Source organism: Cohnella sp. OV330 (assembly GCF_900112065.1).
Classification (GTDB): domain Bacteria; phylum Bacillota; class Bacilli; order Paenibacillales; family Paenibacillaceae; genus Cohnella.
This window is the reverse complement of the sequence record NZ_FOKE01000016.1, coordinates 25,943-42,915: the sequence shown is the minus strand read 5'-3', so window position 1 is coordinate 42,915 and position 16,973 is coordinate 25,943. Positions and strand designations below refer to the sequence as shown.

The 16,973-nt window shown below is 57.0% G+C and carries 20 protein-coding genes; 18 read left to right on the top strand and 2 right to left on the bottom strand.

The annotated features are described in order from the left end of the window. Positions 1-27 precede the first annotated feature (27 nt). The 3 genes from BM235_RS28800 to BM235_RS28790 all read left to right on the top strand — a co-directional run bounded on the left by BM235_RS28800 (position 28) and on the right by BM235_RS28790 (position 3,129). Positions 28-882, top strand: a complete 855-nt coding sequence (locus BM235_RS28800; protein WP_090117717.1) for a sulfurtransferase — start codon at positions 28-30, stop codon at positions 880-882. A 427-nt stretch (positions 883-1,309) separates the two neighbouring features. Continuing rightward, positions 1,310-2,095: an RNA polymerase sigma factor gene (locus tag BM235_RS28795; protein WP_090117716.1), complete on the top strand. Its 786-nt coding sequence runs from the start codon at positions 1,310-1,312 to the stop codon at positions 2,093-2,095. Between the two features lie 74 nt (positions 2,096-2,169). After that, on the top strand, positions 2,170-3,129 hold the full coding sequence (locus BM235_RS28790) for a hypothetical protein (protein ID WP_143106749.1): 960 nt from the start codon (positions 2,170-2,172) through the stop codon (positions 3,127-3,129). Positions 3,130-3,236: 107 nt separating this feature from the next. On the opposite strand, the gene BM235_RS28785 is transcribed toward BM235_RS28790, so the two are convergent. After that, complete coding sequence (locus BM235_RS28785; RefSeq protein ID WP_090117714.1) at positions 3,237-4,313, bottom strand: undecaprenyldiphospho-muramoylpentapeptide beta-N-acetylglucosaminyltransferase; 1,077 nt, start codon at positions 4,311-4,313, stop codon at positions 3,237-3,239. A 165-nt stretch (positions 4,314-4,478) separates the two neighbouring features. Between BM235_RS28785 and BM235_RS28780 the strand changes: the two genes are divergently transcribed. Continuing rightward, positions 4,479-5,564: an AI-2E family transporter gene (locus tag BM235_RS28780; RefSeq protein ID WP_158544123.1), complete on the top strand. Its 1,086-nt coding sequence runs from the start codon at positions 4,479-4,481 to the stop codon at positions 5,562-5,564. Positions 5,565-5,661: 97 nt separating this feature from the next. Here BM235_RS28780 and BM235_RS28775 read toward each other — a convergent pair whose 3' ends face one another. Further along, complete coding sequence (locus BM235_RS28775) at positions 5,662-5,955, bottom strand: hypothetical protein (protein WP_090117712.1); 294 nt, start codon at positions 5,953-5,955, stop codon at positions 5,662-5,664. Positions 5,956-6,293: 338 nt separating this feature from the next. Here BM235_RS28775 and BM235_RS28770 point away from each other — a divergent pair, with 338 nt between their 5' ends. The 14 genes from BM235_RS28770 (at position 6,294) to BM235_RS28705 (ending at position 16,872) form a co-directional block, all read left to right on the top strand. Further along, entirely contained in the window at positions 6,294-7,364 is a 1,071-nt protein-coding gene (locus tag BM235_RS28770; protein ID WP_090117711.1) for a BMP family lipoprotein, read from the top strand. Positions 7,365-7,453: 89 nt separating this feature from the next. After that, entirely contained in the window at positions 7,454-8,953 is a 1,500-nt protein-coding gene (locus BM235_RS28765) for an ABC transporter ATP-binding protein (RefSeq protein ID WP_090117710.1), read from the top strand. Next, positions 8,946-10,013 (top strand): ABC transporter permease, encoded by a 1,068-nt coding sequence (locus tag BM235_RS28760; RefSeq protein WP_090117709.1) that lies wholly within the window; start codon positions 8,946-8,948, stop codon positions 10,011-10,013. The genes BM235_RS28765 and BM235_RS28760 overlap by 8 nt, the downstream gene beginning before the upstream one ends. Next, entirely contained in the window at positions 9,997-10,920 is a 924-nt protein-coding gene (locus BM235_RS28755; RefSeq protein ID WP_090117708.1) for an ABC transporter permease, read from the top strand. Before BM235_RS28760 ends, BM235_RS28755 begins: the two co-directional genes overlap by 17 nt. A gap of 33 nt (positions 10,921-10,953) precedes the next feature. After that, entirely contained in the window at positions 10,954-11,631 is a 678-nt protein-coding gene (locus BM235_RS28750) for a sulfite oxidase-like oxidoreductase (protein WP_090117707.1), read from the top strand. 2 nt (positions 11,632-11,633) lie between these two features. After that, positions 11,634-12,380 (top strand): nucleoside phosphorylase, encoded by a 747-nt coding sequence (locus tag BM235_RS28745; RefSeq protein ID WP_090117706.1) that lies wholly within the window; start codon positions 11,634-11,636, stop codon positions 12,378-12,380. A gap of 404 nt (positions 12,381-12,784) precedes the next feature. Beyond that, entirely contained in the window at positions 12,785-13,093 is a 309-nt protein-coding gene (locus BM235_RS28740; protein ID WP_304441424.1) for a PadR family transcriptional regulator, read from the top strand. Next, positions 13,090-13,437, top strand: coding sequence for a DUF1048 domain-containing protein (locus BM235_RS28735; protein WP_090117704.1), 348 nt, complete (start codon positions 13,090-13,092; stop codon positions 13,435-13,437). Before BM235_RS28740 ends, BM235_RS28735 begins: the two co-directional genes overlap by 4 nt. 12 nt (positions 13,438-13,449) lie before the next feature. Beyond that, positions 13,450-13,800, top strand: a complete 351-nt coding sequence (locus tag BM235_RS28730; protein WP_090117703.1) for a DUF1048 domain-containing protein — start codon at positions 13,450-13,452, stop codon at positions 13,798-13,800. 14 nt (positions 13,801-13,814) lie between these two features. Beyond that, positions 13,815-14,573 (top strand): ABC transporter ATP-binding protein, encoded by a 759-nt coding sequence (locus tag BM235_RS28725; protein WP_090117702.1) that lies wholly within the window; start codon positions 13,815-13,817, stop codon positions 14,571-14,573. After that, positions 14,574-15,344: an ABC transporter permease gene (locus tag BM235_RS28720; RefSeq protein ID WP_090117701.1), complete on the top strand. Its 771-nt coding sequence runs from the start codon at positions 14,574-14,576 to the stop codon at positions 15,342-15,344. Positions 15,345-15,510: 166 nt separating this feature from the next. Beyond that, positions 15,511-15,861: an ArsR/SmtB family transcription factor gene (locus BM235_RS28715; RefSeq protein WP_090117700.1), complete on the top strand. Its 351-nt coding sequence runs from the start codon at positions 15,511-15,513 to the stop codon at positions 15,859-15,861. Then, the gene (locus BM235_RS28710; RefSeq protein WP_090117699.1) at positions 15,861-16,403 is read left to right on the top strand and encodes an SRPBCC family protein; all 543 of its coding nucleotides are present in this window, start codon (positions 15,861-15,863) and stop codon (positions 16,401-16,403) included. Before BM235_RS28715 ends, BM235_RS28710 begins: the two co-directional genes overlap by 1 nt. Beyond that, on the top strand, positions 16,393-16,872 hold the full coding sequence (locus BM235_RS28705; RefSeq protein ID WP_199408966.1) for a VOC family protein: 480 nt from the start codon (positions 16,393-16,395) through the stop codon (positions 16,870-16,872). Before BM235_RS28710 ends, BM235_RS28705 begins: the two co-directional genes overlap by 11 nt. The last annotated feature ends 101 nt before the right edge of the window (positions 16,873-16,973 follow it).

Sequence of the window (16,973 nt, the reverse complement as noted above, 5' to 3'; positions counted from 1 at the left end):
CCCCTATCGGAAAGAAGGCGTTGTTCCTTGAATCATATCGTATCGCTTAAGTGGCTGCTGGCCCGTCTCTACGAATCGGACCTCGTCATCGTCGACTGCCGCTTCCAGATGGGCAAGGGCCAGGAGAATGCGGGCCGCGAGGCTTATGAAGCATCCCATATCCCGGGTGCCGTCTATCTCGATCTTGAAAAGGATCTGTCCGCTCCGGTCGAGCCCGACGGTCACGGCGGACGCCACCCGCTGCCGGACGCCGCGCAGCTCACCGGCACGTTTAGCCGCGCGGGCATCGGCAATGCGTCGCGCGTCGTCGCCTACGACGATCAAGGAGGCGCCATGGCTTCGCGGCTGTGGTGGCTATTGAAGTATCTGGGACACGACCAGGTCTTCGTGCTGGATCAAGGCTTCACGGCCTGGCGCGAGGCCGGCTATCCGGTGAACGCGGAGCAGCAGGTGCGTATCCCTGCGCCGTATCTGGCCGAGGTGCAGCACAGCATGCTTGCCGAGGTCGATGACGTGCGCGAGCTGCTCGGCACGGACCAGGCGACGCTCATCGACTCGCGGGAGCCGGCGCGCTATCGCGGCGAAGTCGAGCCGCTCGACAAGGCGGCCGGGCATATCCCGGGCGCGATCAACCGCTTCTGGAAGGACGCGCTGAACGAGCAAGGCAGCTGGCGCGACGAGACAGCGCAGGCCGCGCGCTTTGAGGGACTGGCCAAGGACGCGCCGCTTATCGTGTACTGCGGCTCGGGCGTCACCGCTACGCCGAACGTGCTGGCGCTGCAGGAGGCGGGCTACACGAACGTGAGATTGTATGCAGGGAGTTGGAGCGATTGGATTTCCTTTAAAGATAATCCAATAGCCGTCGGGGATGAAGAAAACTGACGCAAGACATAATAGTATGTAGACTTCGAATACATCGCCATGTGGACCTAAAGCCCAGGCGGTGTATTTTTTATTGTCCGAAGTCAAAGTCAACAAGCGGCTTATGAAAATACTTACAACATATTTCTCTTATCCCTTTGTTAGTTATAAGAGTGTAGAAACTCCTCGAATCCGAGGACTCCGGCCCTGAGTATCATGTAAGTCAAATCAACATGGAGTCAACAAGACCTGTAGAACCGTAGATGTTCCTTGATTGCGCGAGTCGTTGAACTAAAGGCAGGATAATGCCATGTCTCACAGGAATATCATCAAAAACGAAATTATTTTCTTGAGCGATTATAGATATCCGCTTGCATTGGCATCGAATATATAGGCGGAAAGGGGTGCTTGTTTGCGAACAACCGACGAACTTCGGGGGCGAGTCGAAATGGCTTCGCACAAGAGTGCGTATACTCGGAAGACTGATCCGCCGCTCCATCCGGAGGATGCAGGATCGGACGGAGATACGCATTCGCTAAGCGACGAAGAACTGACCAAACAAGCTAAATCAGGCGATTCTGCCGCTTTCGGAGAGTTGATCCGAAGACACCGCACCAAAGCCTACCGCTTGGCGAGATCGATTGCTCAAGATGAGTTCCTGGCCGAGGATATCGTGCAGGAGGCGCTGGTAAGAGCCTTTCTGCATGTGGCATCTCTGGCCGATCCGCAGCGGTTCTTACCATGGCTCCATCGAATCGTGCGCAATCAGGCTTTGATGAAGGTAAGGCGAGGCGGTATCTATGCCAAAGAGTTGCCTCTTACAAGTTGGGAGGGGCACATTCACGCCTCTGTCTCGTCTTCCGGCGAGGATGAATGGCGGGACATCGAGCGAATTTTGTATCGAATAAGTCAATCGGCGGCTAGGCGGGACAATGACAACGATCCGTCCGAATATTGGTCGAGAAAAGAAACGATTGAGAGCATCCGCGGCTTGCTGCTGTGTTTAGGCCCGAAAGAGAGGGAGATCTTCGACGCCTTCTTCTTTCGGCAGTTGAATCCAAACGAAATAGCGGCACTGTTCCATACTTCGACGGCCAACGTATATAATCATCTCGCTAACGCCAAACGCAAAGTCAAGCAAGAGCGATTGCGCGTTCACATCAGCCTATACGTTGGTAATCGCAGACACAACGGGCTCCCCCGGGCTCGCACGCTTGCTCCTCCGCCATATTGAATGAGGGAGTGTTTCTTCTGACTGCTGACGAAAAAAAGTATTATACGGGAACCTGGACTACGGCTGCGCAAGCGATGGCCAATATGATTCATTACACAGATAAGAAGTTGGATTTAGTCGATATTATGGGGTATTCCGGTCTTGCGTTCATGATCAATATACATGAGGAGACGGTGGATATCACCGGCCCCACTGCGTCGTTCGACTGGGGAAGTACGTTCGCCAGAGGAATGAATAATTTGGGCTTTAAGTGCAAATACGTCGGGACGATCACTTCTCCTCCCGTTGCCCCAACGCTTGAAGAAATTGAAGCAGGTTTGGCGTTAGCCCAAAAAAGCATTGATCGCGGTATTCCGGTTATGGCATGGGACTTGTTCGTCCCCGAATTCGGCGTCATCTACGGATACGACGACGATGCCCAGACGCTGCGCTGCAAGGACGTCGTGAAGGATGACGACTTGCCTTATACCAAACTGGGGCATGGGCAGATTGGAGAATTGTTCGTATTCGGCATCGAGAGCAGTTTTGAAGCGAATAAGAACGATTCGTTGCGCGATGCGCTCGAGATGATCATTGATCATGCTCGAGTTCCTATTACCCGCTTGGACGGTAAACCGTTCCGCAATGGAATTGCCGGATATCATGCTTGGAGGAAGGCTTTTGAAGCTCAAACGGTCGAAGACCTTGGAAACTCGTATAATTCAGGAGTTGTCAGCGATGCTAGAGAATATGCCGCAGAGTTCCTGAGAAGAGTTTCGGCTGATTGGAAAGAAGTGCCGGTTTTCGGAAGCGAACTTTCCGAGCTATCGCTTGCCGCCTCGGAACATTACCAAAAAGCTGCTGATGCACTTGTGAAAATGCGAGAAATGTTCCCGATGTGGCAGGGTGGAGAACCCAATAAACCGGAGCATGCGGAGATCGCGATCTCTCTGCTTGAGACTGCGCAAGTTGAAGAGGAGCAAGGGGTTCAAAAGTTGGAGCAAATGTTGGCTATTATGGAGGTGTCATCTGGGCAAATGATAAAGAAGCGATAACACGATTGCCGTAGGCGTTGAGGAAAAGCCAAGCTAAGCATATCAGTATTTATACGGCAACAAGCCGCCATGTAGCCCGAGGGCCTTGGCGGCTTATTGTACGTGCATTAATGTTCCTTCGCCACTCGCTTGATCAGATCGATGACATTCGCAAGCGCGTCCGTGTGTGGTGCTCCTGCCTCCATTTGCTTGATGTATGTTTGCCGATTGTCGTACAGCCGGTCGATCCGGGATACCAGCTCTTTCGCCGTCAAATTCTCTTCCGGAAGCACGTCGCTGTAGCCGGCTTTGCGGAACGATTCTGCGTTCAGAATTTGGTCGCCTCGGCTCTGCGCCTTCGTGAGGGGGATGAGCAGCATGGGCTTGCGGAGATGCAAAAATTCGAAAATCGAGTTTGCTCCCGCCCGAGAAACGACGAGGTCGGTCATCGTCAAAACGTCCGGCAGCTCGTCTTGAATGTACTCTACCTGCATGTAACCCGGAGCTCTCACGGTGTCGTCAGTTTGACTTTTGCCGCAAAGGTGCAAAACCTGATAACGTTCCAATAAGCTCGGTAACGCCTCTCTTACCGCAAGGTTTATTTTACGAGAGCCCAGACTTCCCCCCATAACGAGAAGCACCGGCTTATCGTTCGTGAAACCGGTCCATGCCCTTCCGTGCGCCAAGCTACCCCGATTAAGCGCCTCGCGGATGATGGGACCGACGTAGTGAGCTTTGCCCGCGGGCAGATGCCGGTCCGTATCGGAGAACGTCGTACACACCTTCGTCGCGAATGGAATCGCAATCCGGTTTGCCAGTCCCGGCGTTATATCCGATTCGTGAATAATTACAGGCACTCGGTTCAACTTCGCACCTAAAACGACAGGTACGGAGACGAATCCGCCTTTGGAGAAAATCACGTCAGGCTTGCTGCGCTTGATCGTGCGAGATGCCTGAAAAACACCCTTTACGACCCTGAACGGGTCTTTAACGTTGTTCCAGTCCAGATATCTTCGCAGTTTACCCGTTGCAATGCCGAAATATTTAACGCCCGGCACGTTCGCAACCAGTTGCTTCTCAATTCCCGTATGCGAACCGATGTATTCGACTGTCCAACCCTCAGCCTGAAACCTCGGAATTAAAGCGAGGTTTACCGAGACGTGGCCAGCAGAGCCGCCGCCCGTGAACATGATTTTTTTGGCCATATTTCACCCGCATGTTAGTTGTCATTATCAGCTATTATTAACCTTCACCATTATATGATGAATTGTCTAATCGATAGCTATCTTATTTTGGCGCAATTCTCCTGCAGGCCGTCTGGTTTCTGTTCGTTCATTCGGCGGGTAATAGAGCCAAAAGGAGGAGCTGCCATGCCGCATGCGAAGTTTTTTCGAATCATTATCAGCGTTATTTTCGTGCTGCTGGCGATCTTTCTTCTCTTCCTTGATCGCTTCATGTTCGCGCCGATCGTTCGGATGTTCGAGATTTTGATCCTGCCGATTACGCTGTCCGGCTTTTTTTATTACCTTCTCCGCCCGATCGTCGGTTTTCTACATAACCGGGGGATGAAGCGTTGGCTTGCCGTCACGCTGCTTTATCTGGTGTTTGCAGGTTTAATCGCCTTGTTTGTCTGGCTGGTGTGGCCGACGCTGCGCGATCAGATGAACACTTTTATCAACAACGCGCCCGAAGTCGTGGAGGACCTGAGCGATCAGGTTCAGGATCAGACCGAAGACGGGAGCGTGGTCTCCTCCGTCCTGCCGGAGTCGGTCGATATAGAAACTAAAATTTCGGAATACGCCCAAAAGGCGGCCGCTTGGGCCTCTACGTACCTGACGAACATCATTTCCGTCGTTTCCCGTGCCGTCTTGCTGATCGGGGTCGTGCCGGTCATTCTCTTCTTTATGCTCAAGGACGGGCGCAAGCTCGAGGATTCCCTTTTGTATCTGGTGCCGCGCAAATACAAGGCCGAAGGGCATGCAGCCCTGTCGGAGATTGACGAAGCACTCGGTTCGTTTATCGTAAGCCGGGTCGTGCTGAACATCATTCTCGGCGGTCTCATGTACGTCGGCTTCCTGATTATCGGGCTTCCGTATGCGCTGATGCTTGTGCTAGTAGCCGTCGTGCTGAACTTTATTCCGTACATCGGCGCCATTCTATCGGCTGTTCCGGTGCTCGTTGTCGCTTTTATGCAATCTCCCATGATGGCGCTCTGGTCGCTGATCATTATTCTGGTTGCGCAGCAGATTCAGGACCATATTCTGACGCCGATCATTTTCGGGCGGACGATGGCGATTCATCCCGTGACCATCATCGTGCTCCTGCTGCTTGGCGGCGATCTCGCCGGCGTGCTGGGCATGCTGCTGAGTATCCCGTTCTATATTGTCGTTAAAATTTTGTTTACGCACATTTACAAACTGTTCTTCCAGGAGAAGGTGGAAGAGATTGTGGAATAGCGGCGATCTAAGAAGCAGGAATATTCGCCTGAACGCCAAAAAGCCCTCCGCCTGAACGGCAGAGGGCCGAGTTCGAGATGGGGCGCGTTCGCTGCGGTTACAGCTTCGCCTTGATGTCCTTCAAGTACTTGATGACGACGGCGACAGCCCCTATATAATAAGCCGTTTTGACGATCCAACCCGTCTCGTCCATCGAAGCGATACCCGCCAGAATGAAGAGCGGCAGCACATAGACGACGATCTCCCTCAAGTAGACGAGAACCGCTTCATTCGCGTTAACAAGCTTGTTGCCTTGGAGCGACTGGAAGAGTCCGACCAGGAAGTCGACCGCCATCGAGCCAAGAACAACCCACAGGGCGACCTCCATCCAATGCGTCAGTGAACCAACCATCCCGAATCATCCTTCCTGCATAGAGTAAGATTCCATTAGCAGGATATTCCGGAGGGGACAGGCGTGTGCGGGCACGGTTGAAAAGCAGGCTTTTGAGATCGTTCGGGGCGGTCCCTTACTGACCTTTAATCCCGATCATCCTTTTAAGCCGGAAAGCCATCCGGATTCCACACCGCCAAATTGCCTATCAAGATATTTCCGAAGGCGTACAGCTCTAGAATTGAATAAAAATCGAATTTTGTCGAATTCTATGAAAATTGAATTGACAAATCCCCAGTGATCTTCTAGGATATAAACAAGTCTAATTAAATGCACTTATTTTCGGGGGAGAGAGACAGTTGAAAAAAACATTATCGCTCGTTCTCATGTTCGTCCTGATCGCAGGCGTGCTGGCGGCATGCGGATCGAATAAGAACAACAGCAACAATGCTGGCAGCAGTGCCAGCAGCAGTGCGCCGGCCAGCGGGAGCGCGTCCGCGCCGGCTGCATCGAACGGCAAGCCGAAGAAGATCGCGCTCATCACGCCCGAGCCGATCGGCGTCAATGCGTTTTTCGTGCTGATGGACGAAGGTTTGCATAAAGCCGGCAAAGACTTCGGCGTAGAAGTGAAGACGCTCGAGTCTACGGACCCGGCTTCGATCGAGCAAAACATCCGTACGGCGGCGGCCGGCGACTACGACCTGATCATCACCGCGACGTATCAAGTCGAAGACGCCCTGAAGAAGATCGCGCCGGAATACCCGGACAAGGCGTTCGCCGTCATCGATACGGTCGTCGATCTGCCTAACGTTCGCTCCATTGCGTTCCGCGAATACGAAGCGTCGTACCTGCTCGGCGCCGCTGCAGCTCTCGTATCCAAGTCCGGCACGGTCGGCAACGTCGTCGCCATGGACATCCCGCTCCTCTCCAAGTACACGAGCGGATTCGAGCAAGGCGCCAAGTCGATCAACCCGAACATCAAGATCCTGGTCGGCTACGTAGGCGGCTATACCGACCCTGCGAAAGCGAAGGAACTGGCCCTGCAGCAAAATGGCCAAGGCGCGGACTTCATCGCCGGCATGTCGGCTGCAGGCGACCTCGGCGTCTTCGAAGCCGCAGGCGAAAAGGGCTTTTACACGTCCGGTCAAGATACGGACAACACCGACGGCAAGCAAGTCATCCTGGCGCAGCTCAAAGGCACGGACGCCGTCGCCTACGAGACGGTCAAGGACTTCGTCGAAGGCAACTTCTCGTACGGCGTTCGCGACTACGGCCTGAAGGAAGGCGGCGTCGGCCTGACGAACGTCACCAAGGAAGGCAAGTTCCCGGTTAGCGACGCCATCGGCCAAGAAAACATTGACAAGCTCAAGAAGATTTCCGATGATATTATTGCAGGCACGACCGTCGTCAAAAATCCGTTGCAACCATAATCGTCGCGTTAACCTATAATTATCCATAACCGGCTGCCTCGAGCAGCCGGTTTCCTATGCTTATAAGGACCGCAGACAGGAGGGCTCGCATGCTGCTCGAGATGGAGCGAATCACGAAGAGCTACGGCAGCGTCATCGCGAACAAGGGAATCGACTTTAACTTGAAGGCCGGAGAAGTGCATGCCGTCGTCGGGGAGAACGGCGCGGGCAAAACGACGCTCATGCGCATTTTGTACGGCATGGAGCAGGCGTCTTCCGGTACGATCAAGCTGAACGGGCGCGACATGCGCTTCGCCGATCCGAAGGACGCGATCGGCGTCGGCATCGGCATGGTGCACCAGCACTTCATGCTGTTCCCGGACTTCACGGTGGCGGAAAACATCGTGATCGGCCGCGAGCCCGGCGCCGTCCGGTTCGATCGAAAAACCGCGGTTGCGCAGGTAGAGGCGCTTACCGATACGTACGGCATCCGCGTCGACCCGCGGGCCAAGGTCGGCGACTGCCCGCTCGGCGTGCAGCAGCGCGTGGAGATCCTGAAGGTTCTTCATCAAGGCGCGGAAATTATCATTCTCGACGAGCCGACCGGCGTGCTGACCCCGCTGGAGGTCGGCGAGCTGCTCGAAGCGATCAAAAAGCTGGCGGGCATGGGAAAAAGCTTTATTCTGATCACGCACAAGCTGAACGAAGTGATGAGCGTCGCCGACCGGATCACGGTGCTGCGCGACGGCGAAGTGACGGGCACGCTGAACGCTTCCGATACGAACGTGGAGGAGCTGTCTAGGCTGATGGTGGGCCGCGAGCTTGCCCCTTCGACGAAGAAGCCCGCGAACCCGAAAGCGAACGTGCTGGAGCTCAGAGACGTCTCCCTCGCCGGAAACGGGCCCAAACCGGCGCTCAGCGGGATTAACCTGACCGTGCGCGAAGGCGAGATCGTCGGCGTCGCAGGCATTTCCGGCAACGGTCAATCCGAGCTGATCCAGTCGATCGCGGGCATCATGAAGCCGGACGCGGGAACGATCTCGCTGCTCGGCAAGGACGTGACGGGCAGCAGCGCGCGGGCGCTGCGGGATGCCGGGCTGGCGCATATTCCCGAGGACCGGTATATCTGGGGCGCCAACAAAGCCGCGACCGTCGCCGAGACGGGCATCATGGGCCACCAGAATCGGCTGGGGCGTTATGGCATGCTGCGCGGCAAAGCGATGAAGACGCTCGTATCCGACTGGGTCAAGCGCTTTTCGATCAAAGCCGGTTCGCTCGACAACAAGACGCAAAACTTGTCCGGCGGCAACCTGCAGAAGCTGATCGTCGCCCGCGAGCTCGCGCAGAATACGCCCTTTCTGATCGCGGCGGAGCCGACGCGCGGCGTGGACATCGGCGCGATGGAGACGATTCACGAGGAGCTGCTGCAGAGACGCGCCGAGGGCGGGGCGATCCTGCTCGTCTCGTCGGAGCTGTCGGAGATCCTGAAGCTGTCGGACCGGATCGTCGTCATGTACGAAGGAAGCATCGCGGGAGAGCTGCGCGTCGACGAGGCGAGCGAGGACAAGCTCAGCTTGCTGATGGCGGGAGGAGGGATGAGGCATGCATAAAATCGGAGCGTGGCTGCTGTCGCTTCGCGGGCCGTTGATCGCGATCGTGATCGGTTTGCTGGCGGGCTCGATCGCCATTCTCGTCGCCGGCGGCTCGATCGCGGAGACGTATACGGAGATGTGGAAGGGCGCATTCGGCAGCTTTTACTTTTTCACGAGCACGCTATCCCGCGCGACGCCGCTCATCCTCGTCGCCATGGGAGCCGCGGTCGCTTTCCGCTCGGGCTTTTTCAACCTCGGCGCGGAGGGGCAGATGGCGTTCGGCGGCTTGAGCGCGGCGCTCATCGGCCTGCACGTGCCGGGGCCCGGCTGGTTCGTCTGCATCGTCGCGATGCTTGGCGGCATCGTCGCGGGCGGGCTTTGGTCGGCGATGGCCGGGTACTTCGACGTTCGCTTCCGCGTGAATCTGCTCATCACGACGATGCTGCTCAATTACATCGCGTCGTTGTTCGCTGGCTATCTGGTTACCTATCCGTTCAAAGACAAGACGGGAGCGGGCGCGATGGCCCAGACGCAAATGCTCGATCACGCGGTCTGGCTGCCGAAGCTGTTCAAAGGCATGACGGTGCACGCCGGGTTCGTCATCGCGATCGCGGCCGTCGTCATCCTGTACGTCTACTTGGCCAGATCGGTCAAAGGATACGAGGCGCGCATGCTGGGCGGCAACCCGCTGTTCGCCGTCTACGGCGGGGTTCGACGGACGTCGCTCATGCTGACGACGATGTTCGCGAGCGGCGGACTCGCCGGCCTTGCGGGCGCGGCCGAAGTGCTCGGCTCGCAATATCGCTATATCGACGGCTCGTTCGCTTCGGCGGACTACGCCTGGACGGGCATTATGGCGGCGCTGCTCGCGAACGGGAATCCGATCGGCTCGGCCGTCGGCGCCTTTTTCCTCGCGGCGCTTCAGACGGGCGGCATGGGCGTAGAGCTCAATACCGACGTGCCGCTCGAGATCGGCTCGGTCATTCAAGCCGTGCTCATCTTGTTCATTACCGTCAAATTCAGCTGGCGCTTTATGCGGCGCAAAAAAGGAGCGATCGTCGATGGATCAGCTGTTTGACCTGGCCCTGTTCAATTCGGCGCTTCGCATCCTGACGCCGATCCTGCTCGCGGCGCTCGGCGGCGCGCTGTGCGCGCGCGTCGGCCTGTTCAACGTCGGCCTCGAAGGGCTGATGCTGATCGGCGCGTTCACCGCCATCGTCGGCAACCATTACTTTGAGAATACGTTTCTGGCCATCCTGTTCGCGATCGTGTGCGTATGCGCGTTCTCGCTGCTCTTCGCGTTTCTCAGCATTCATCTGCAGGCGAACGTGATCGTCGTCGGCATCGCGATGAACTTCCTGGCGCTCGGATTGACGACGTTCAGCTTGCGGACGATCTTCCATGTAAAGGGCGCATACTACGATAAGGAAATGGTCGGCCTGCCGAAATGGAACATTCCGCTCATCAAGGACATTCCAGTCGTGGGCGACATTTTCTCCGGGCACTCTCCGCTGGTCTACTTGTCGATCGTGCTGGCGGGATTGCTGTGGTACTACTTCTATCGCACGGTAAACGGGTTCCGGTTCCTGGCCGCGGGCAGCAACCCGCTCGCCGCGAGGACGATCGGCATCCACGTTCGCCGTTACCAATACGGCGCGATGATCGCCTGCGGCGTGCTGTGCGCGCTCGCCGGCGCGCAGCTGTCGCTCGGGCAGGTGACGATGTTCACCGAAGGGATGACGTCGGGCCGCGGCTTCATCGCGCTCGTCGCGACGATGCTCGGCCAATCGGGGCCGCTCGGCGTCCTCGGCGCCAGCGCGCTGTTCGGCTTCATGGACGCGTTCAGCATCCGGCTGCAGGGCGTGTCGTGGCCGTCTCATTTTACGCAAATGGTTCCTTACGTCGTTACGATTATCGCGATGTTCTTTTTCCGGGACAAAGGGTTCATCAAAGACGCGCAAAACGCCGGCTCCAGCACCAGATAAAGCCGCGGACGCTAGAGGAGGTTGCAAACGAAGATGCACAACAAAGCGGACCGTCTCAAAAAAGCAAAAGTGCCTGCCGCGGCGGCCAAGGTCGATCCATCGCTTGGCCATCGGGTGCCCCCGGGGCAGACCGTCACGGAGAAGTTTCCGATCCTGCACGAAGGCGACGTGCCTGTCTACGATATGAACGAGTGGCGGCTGACGGTGTGCGGCGAGGTGGAGGCGGAGCGCGCCTTCACGTTCGATGAGATTATGCAGCTGCCCGCGACCAAGGTCGTGCGGGATATCCACTGCGTGACGCGTTGGTCGAAGCTCGACACCGAGTGGGAGGGCGTGCTGTTCAAGGACTTGCTGCCGCTGCTCGGCGTGAAGCCGGAAGCGAAGTACGTCATGTTCCACGCCGATCCGGACTACGAGACGAACGTGCCGCTCGAGGATCTGCTGAAGGACGACGTTATGCTCGCTTACCGCTTTGCGGGGGAGCCGCTCTCCGACAAACACGGCTGGCCGCTGCGCACGCTCGTTCCCCATCGCTACTTCTGGAAAAGCGCGAAGTGGATCCGCCGCATCGAGTTCATGCGCGAGGACCGGCCGGGCTTCTGGGAGCGCAACGGATTCCATAACGAAGCCGATCCGTTCGCGGAAGAGCGGTTTTCCGGCCAGGCGCTGCCGATTCCCGAAGACGAATGGACGAAGAAGGAGTTCGATTAACGATGTACTTGCCGATCTTGCAAATTAACTCCGAAGACATTCCCGAATATGCACTCGTCTGCGGCGACCCGCGCCGTGCCGAGGTCATCTCGCGTAAGCTGGAAGGCGCCCGCGAGCTGGCGTTCGCCCGCGAGTACCGTACGTTCGTCGGCGACTACCAGGGCGTTCGCCTCGCGGTCGTCAGCCATGGCGTCGGCTCCCCGGGCGCGGCCATCTGCTTCGAGGAGCTGATCCGCGCGGGCGTGAAGACGCTGATCCGCGTCGGCACCGCCGGCTCCTACTCGGAGCAGACGCCGGCCGGCAGCCTGATCGTCAGCACTGCGGCCGTTCGGGCCGACGGGCTGACCCGGTCGATCGTGCCGGACGGGTTCCCGGCCGTCGCCGACAGCCGCATCGTCGAGGCGCTTGACGCGTCGGCGCGGGAGCTTGGCGGCGGCGTCGGCCGAGGCATTACCGTGACGGTCGACGCCTTTTTCGAAGGCGCGTTGGACATTCCGCACAAGACGTACAAAAAGGCGGGCGCCATCGGCGTCGAGATGGAGATCGCCGCGCTGTACGTCGTCGCAAGCTTGCGCGGCGCGCGGGCGGGCGCCATCCTGGCGGTGGACGGCTACGCGGACGCCGATCTCGCGGCCGAGTACGACCCGCACACCGATGCCGTCGCGCAGGCGGTCGAGCGGGAGATCGAGGCGGCGCTCCGCGCCGTCGCGAAGCTCGCGGATCAAGACGCGAAGTCATCGGCATCATAGCATTGCAGGGCACTCCGGGCGGGACTCGGGGCGCTTTTTTTTATTTATTAGCATTTACACTTTCGGGGGTGACGGCAGGCTTGAACCGCTGTAAGCGAGGAAAGCAACGTTACAGGAACGACGAGGGCACCGAAGCGTGCCGTAAGCGAGGAAAGCACGGTTACAAAAGCGCGCCGCCGCTGTAAGCGAGAAAAGCAACGTTACAGGAGCCACGAGGACGCCGGAGCGTGCTGTAAGCGAGGAAAGCGCGGTTACAGAGCGCGCCGCCGCCCGTTTTTAAAAATCAGCATGATGGCTGTTGACAACACGAGCTACTACGTGTTACTTTATAGCAGTAGTCAGTAACACTGCATACCAGTCGTACAGAATAGTGAAGGGTGATAGCAATGGAAAACTTAACGGAGATGCTCAAAGGCGTGCTTGAGGGCTGTGTCCTTGAAATTATTAGCCGCAAAGAAACGTACGGCTACGAAATCACGCGGCAGCTGAACGCCCTCGGCTTCGCAGACGTTGTGGAGGGGACGGTGTATACCATCCTCATCCGGCTTGAAAAGAACAAGCTTGTGGAAATCACCAAGAAGCCCTCCGAGTTGGGGCCGCCGCGAAAGTTTTTCGCCATCAACGACGCCGGCCGCGCGGAGCTTCGGAAGTTCTGGGAGAAGTGGGAGTTCGTATCATCCAAAATGAACGAGTTAAAGGAGAAAACACAATGAACCTTTGGGAAAAAATCACCGGAAGCGACATGACGAAAGAAATGAAAGCATTTGATGCCCGAGCTAAAAAGCTGCCGGCCGATTATCAAGCGGCATGGGGAGAATTGAACGCCAATCTGTGGTCGTACTCGAGCTTCAGCGGTCGCAACCTGATGCCCATTCTCGACGGCGTGCTCGGCCTGCTCGAAGAATCGGCGGCGGACGGCCAACGCGTCCAAGAGGTGCTGGGCGACGACATTAAAGGCTTCTGCGCGGCGCTGGCCGGCGAAGAAGGCGCAAAGTCTTATCGCGACAAGTGGCGCGAGCAGCTCAACCAGAACGTAGCCAAAAAATTAGGCAAATAGGAGGAAAATAAAATGAACATTCGCGATATCATCGAGGGCAAAAAAGAGTGGAAAGCGCACGTGGCGCGCGTTAAGGCGCTCCCGCAGGATTACCAGATCGTTTACAAGGAGATTCAAAAATATCTCTTTAAGGTCGGCCCCGTCGAACTGACCGAGGGGACGGGGCTGCTGTCGGGAATCGTCGACCTCTTTGAAGAAGGCGCGGCGTCGGGCAAGGGCGTGCTCGAAGTGACGGGCAGCGACGTGGCGGCCTTCTCCGACGAGCTGATCAAGGATTCGAAAACGTACGCCGACATCGCTCAGGAATCCGCGAACCAGGCTGTCAACAAGGCCATGAAAAAAGTGACGGACAAGAAAAAATAAAGGAGGAGACCGGCATGGAAAAAGCGATCGAAGTGAAAGGCCTTAAAAAGGCATTCAAGGGCAAGGAAGTGCTGAAGGGCGTCGATCTGGAAGTGAAGCGGGGCGAGATCTTCGCCCTGCTCGGCTCCAACGGCGCGGGCAAGACGACAATGGTCCGAATCCTCGCCACGCTGCTCAAGCTGGACGGAGGCCATGCCGCCGTGAACGGCTTCGACGTCGCGTCCAAACCCGAGCAGGTGCGGCATGCGATCAGCCTGACCGGGCAGTTCGCGGCGGTGGACGAGGTGCTCACCGGGCGGGAGAACCTGATCATGATCGCCAAGCTGCGGCATCTCGCTCAGCCTCGCCAAGTGGCGGACGATTTGCTCAAGCGGTTCGGCCTGACGGACGCCGCCGACCGGAAGCCGTCCACGTATTCGGGCGGCATGCGCCGCCGGCTCGACATCGCCTTGAGCCTGGTCGGCAAGCCGAAGATCATTTTCCTCGACGAGCCGACCACGGGGCTTGATCCCGAGGCGCGCATCGAGGTGTGGAAGATCGTCAAGGAGCTTGCCGACGGCGGCACGACGGTATTCCTGACCACGCAGTATCTGGAGGAAGCGGAGCAGCTGGCCGACCGAATCGCCATTTTGCACGAGGGCCGGATCATTGCCGGCGGCACGCTGGCGGAGCTGAAAAAGCGGTTCCCGCAAGCGAAGGTCGAGTATGTGGAAAAACAGCCGACGCTGGAGGAAATCTTCCTCGCGATCATCGGCAAAAAGGAGGCCATCTAAATGGAAACGGCAAAAAGCCACTTTTTCAGCGATATGGGCGTCATGCTTGGACGTTCCATGCGCCATATTTTCCGCAGCGTGGACACGATCTTCACGGTCTGCGTCACGCCGATCGCGATGATGCTGCTGTTCGTGTACGTGTTCGGCGGCGCCATCGAGACCGGTACGGATAACTACGTGAACTACCTGTTGCCCGGCATCCTGCTGATGGCGATCGCCAGCGGGGTCGCCTATGTCGCCTACCGCCTGTTCTTGGATAAGCAACGGGGCATCATCGAGCGGTTCAACTCCATGCCGATCGCGCGTTCGACGATGCTGTGGGGACATGTGCTGACCTCGGTCGTCTCCAACGTCATTTCGATTGCCGTCATCATTCTCGTAGCGCTCGCGATGGGCTTTCGCTCCTCGGCAGGGATCCTGTCCTGGCTCGCCGTAGCAGGCATCCTCGTGCTGTTCACGCTGGCGCTCACTTGGATCGCGGCCATTGCCGGACTGTCCGCCAAGTCGGTGGAAGGCGCAAGCGCCTTTTCCTACCCGCTGATCTTCCTCCCGTTTATCAGCTCGGCGTTCGTGCCGACCGAGTCTATGCCGAGAGTCGTTCGCGCCTTCGCCGAGAACCAGCCGGTGACCTCCATCGTAGAAACCATCCGCGCGCTATTGTCGAATCAACCGGTAGGCCAAGATATTTGGGTTGCGCTGGCGTGGTGCTTAGGGATACTGATCGTCGCCTACGCATTCGCGGTGCGCGCCTACAATCGGAATGCCGCTTAATGTCGGCACTAAGGGAATAAGCATAACCAGGGAGCGGCTGCTGCGGGCGGGCCGTTCTCTTTTTTTTATTATTACTAAAGCATTTACTTTATAAATAAAATGATTTAATATGAACTCAACAACCCAATCGCCGAACGCCATGAAGGAGGGGGAAGGAACAAACTGCATGCCTAACGATATCTTTTCCGCATTGGCAGATCCGACGCGTCGCCGCATCTTGGAGATGCTTGCCGACCATGAAGAGCTCTCCGCATCCCAGATCCACGAACAATTCCAAGTCAGCCCGCAGGCCATCTCCCAACATTTAAAAAATTTACTTGAGTCGAAATTAATCCGGGTGGAAAAAAGGGCGCAGCAACGCATTTACCGGATCGACACGGATGCAATGGCCGAATTCGAAGACTGGTCCCGGAGCATGAGACGTCGATGGAGCCGGCGCTTGGATGCATTCGAGGCCGTCATCAAGGCAGAAATGGCGCAGGCCGCCAAAACCACAAATGATCCGGAGGAATCCTGATGAGCCAACATTCGAACAAGCAAGATCTCGTGATCACCCGCGTATTCGATATCCCGGTCGAATGGGTCTGGAAAGGCTGGACGGATCCGAAGCTTGTACCGCTCTGGTGGGGGCCGGCACACTATACCTCGCCGCGAAGCGAAATCGATCTGCGTGTTGGCGGCAAGTACATCTTTTGCATGCAGGCGCCGCCAGCGCAAGGGAGCCATATTTACTACAACACGGGCGTCTATACGAAAATCGTGCCTTATGAACGTCTTGAATTTACGCAGAGCCTGTCCGATGCGCATGGGAACGTGCTCGATCCCGCAGACGTAGGCATGCCCCCGGATTTTCCGCGCGAGGTTGAATTCGTCATTGCATTCAAAGCTTTGGGAGACGCTCGGACGGAGCTGACGATCACCGAACACGAATGGGCGCCAGGCCAAATGGCCAAATTCGCCGAGCTCGGCATGGAGCAGTCACTCGACAAGTTCGCAGCAAGTATCGGACAGCTTATAAAAACGGCAGATAGCTACGGAGATGATAAGCATGCAAAATAACAAAATCACCCCTTTCTTGTGGTTCAATGACAATGCAGAGGAAGCCATCGACTTTTACAGCTCGGTGTTCAAAAACGGAAAAACGCTGAGCATTACCCGTTATGGTGACGGAGCGCCGTTTCCGAAGGGAACATTGATGTCCGCCACCTTTGAACTGGAGGGGCAGCGGTTCATGGCGTTAAACGCAGGCCCGCACTTCAAGTTCAACGAGGCCGTGTCGTTTTTCGTTAACAGCGACTCGCAGGAGGAAGTCGACGATCTGTGGGAGAAGCTCACCGCCGACGGAGGGAAACCCGGCCGGTGCGGCTGGCTGAAGGACAAGTTCGGCTTGTCATGGCAGATCGTTCCGACGATCCTCGGCCAGCTGATGGGAGACAAGGATGGCCGAAAAGCAGGCAATGTGTCGCAAGCGCTGATGGGAATGGGTAAAATCGATATCCAGGCATTGCAGCAAGCTTACGAGAAATAATCGGCAGCCTATAAGTCGTAAATACATCGTCGCGGCCGTCCTGGCCCCGTCGATGTATTTTTTATTAGGTCAACAAAGGCAGTTACCAATTGGGAACTAAG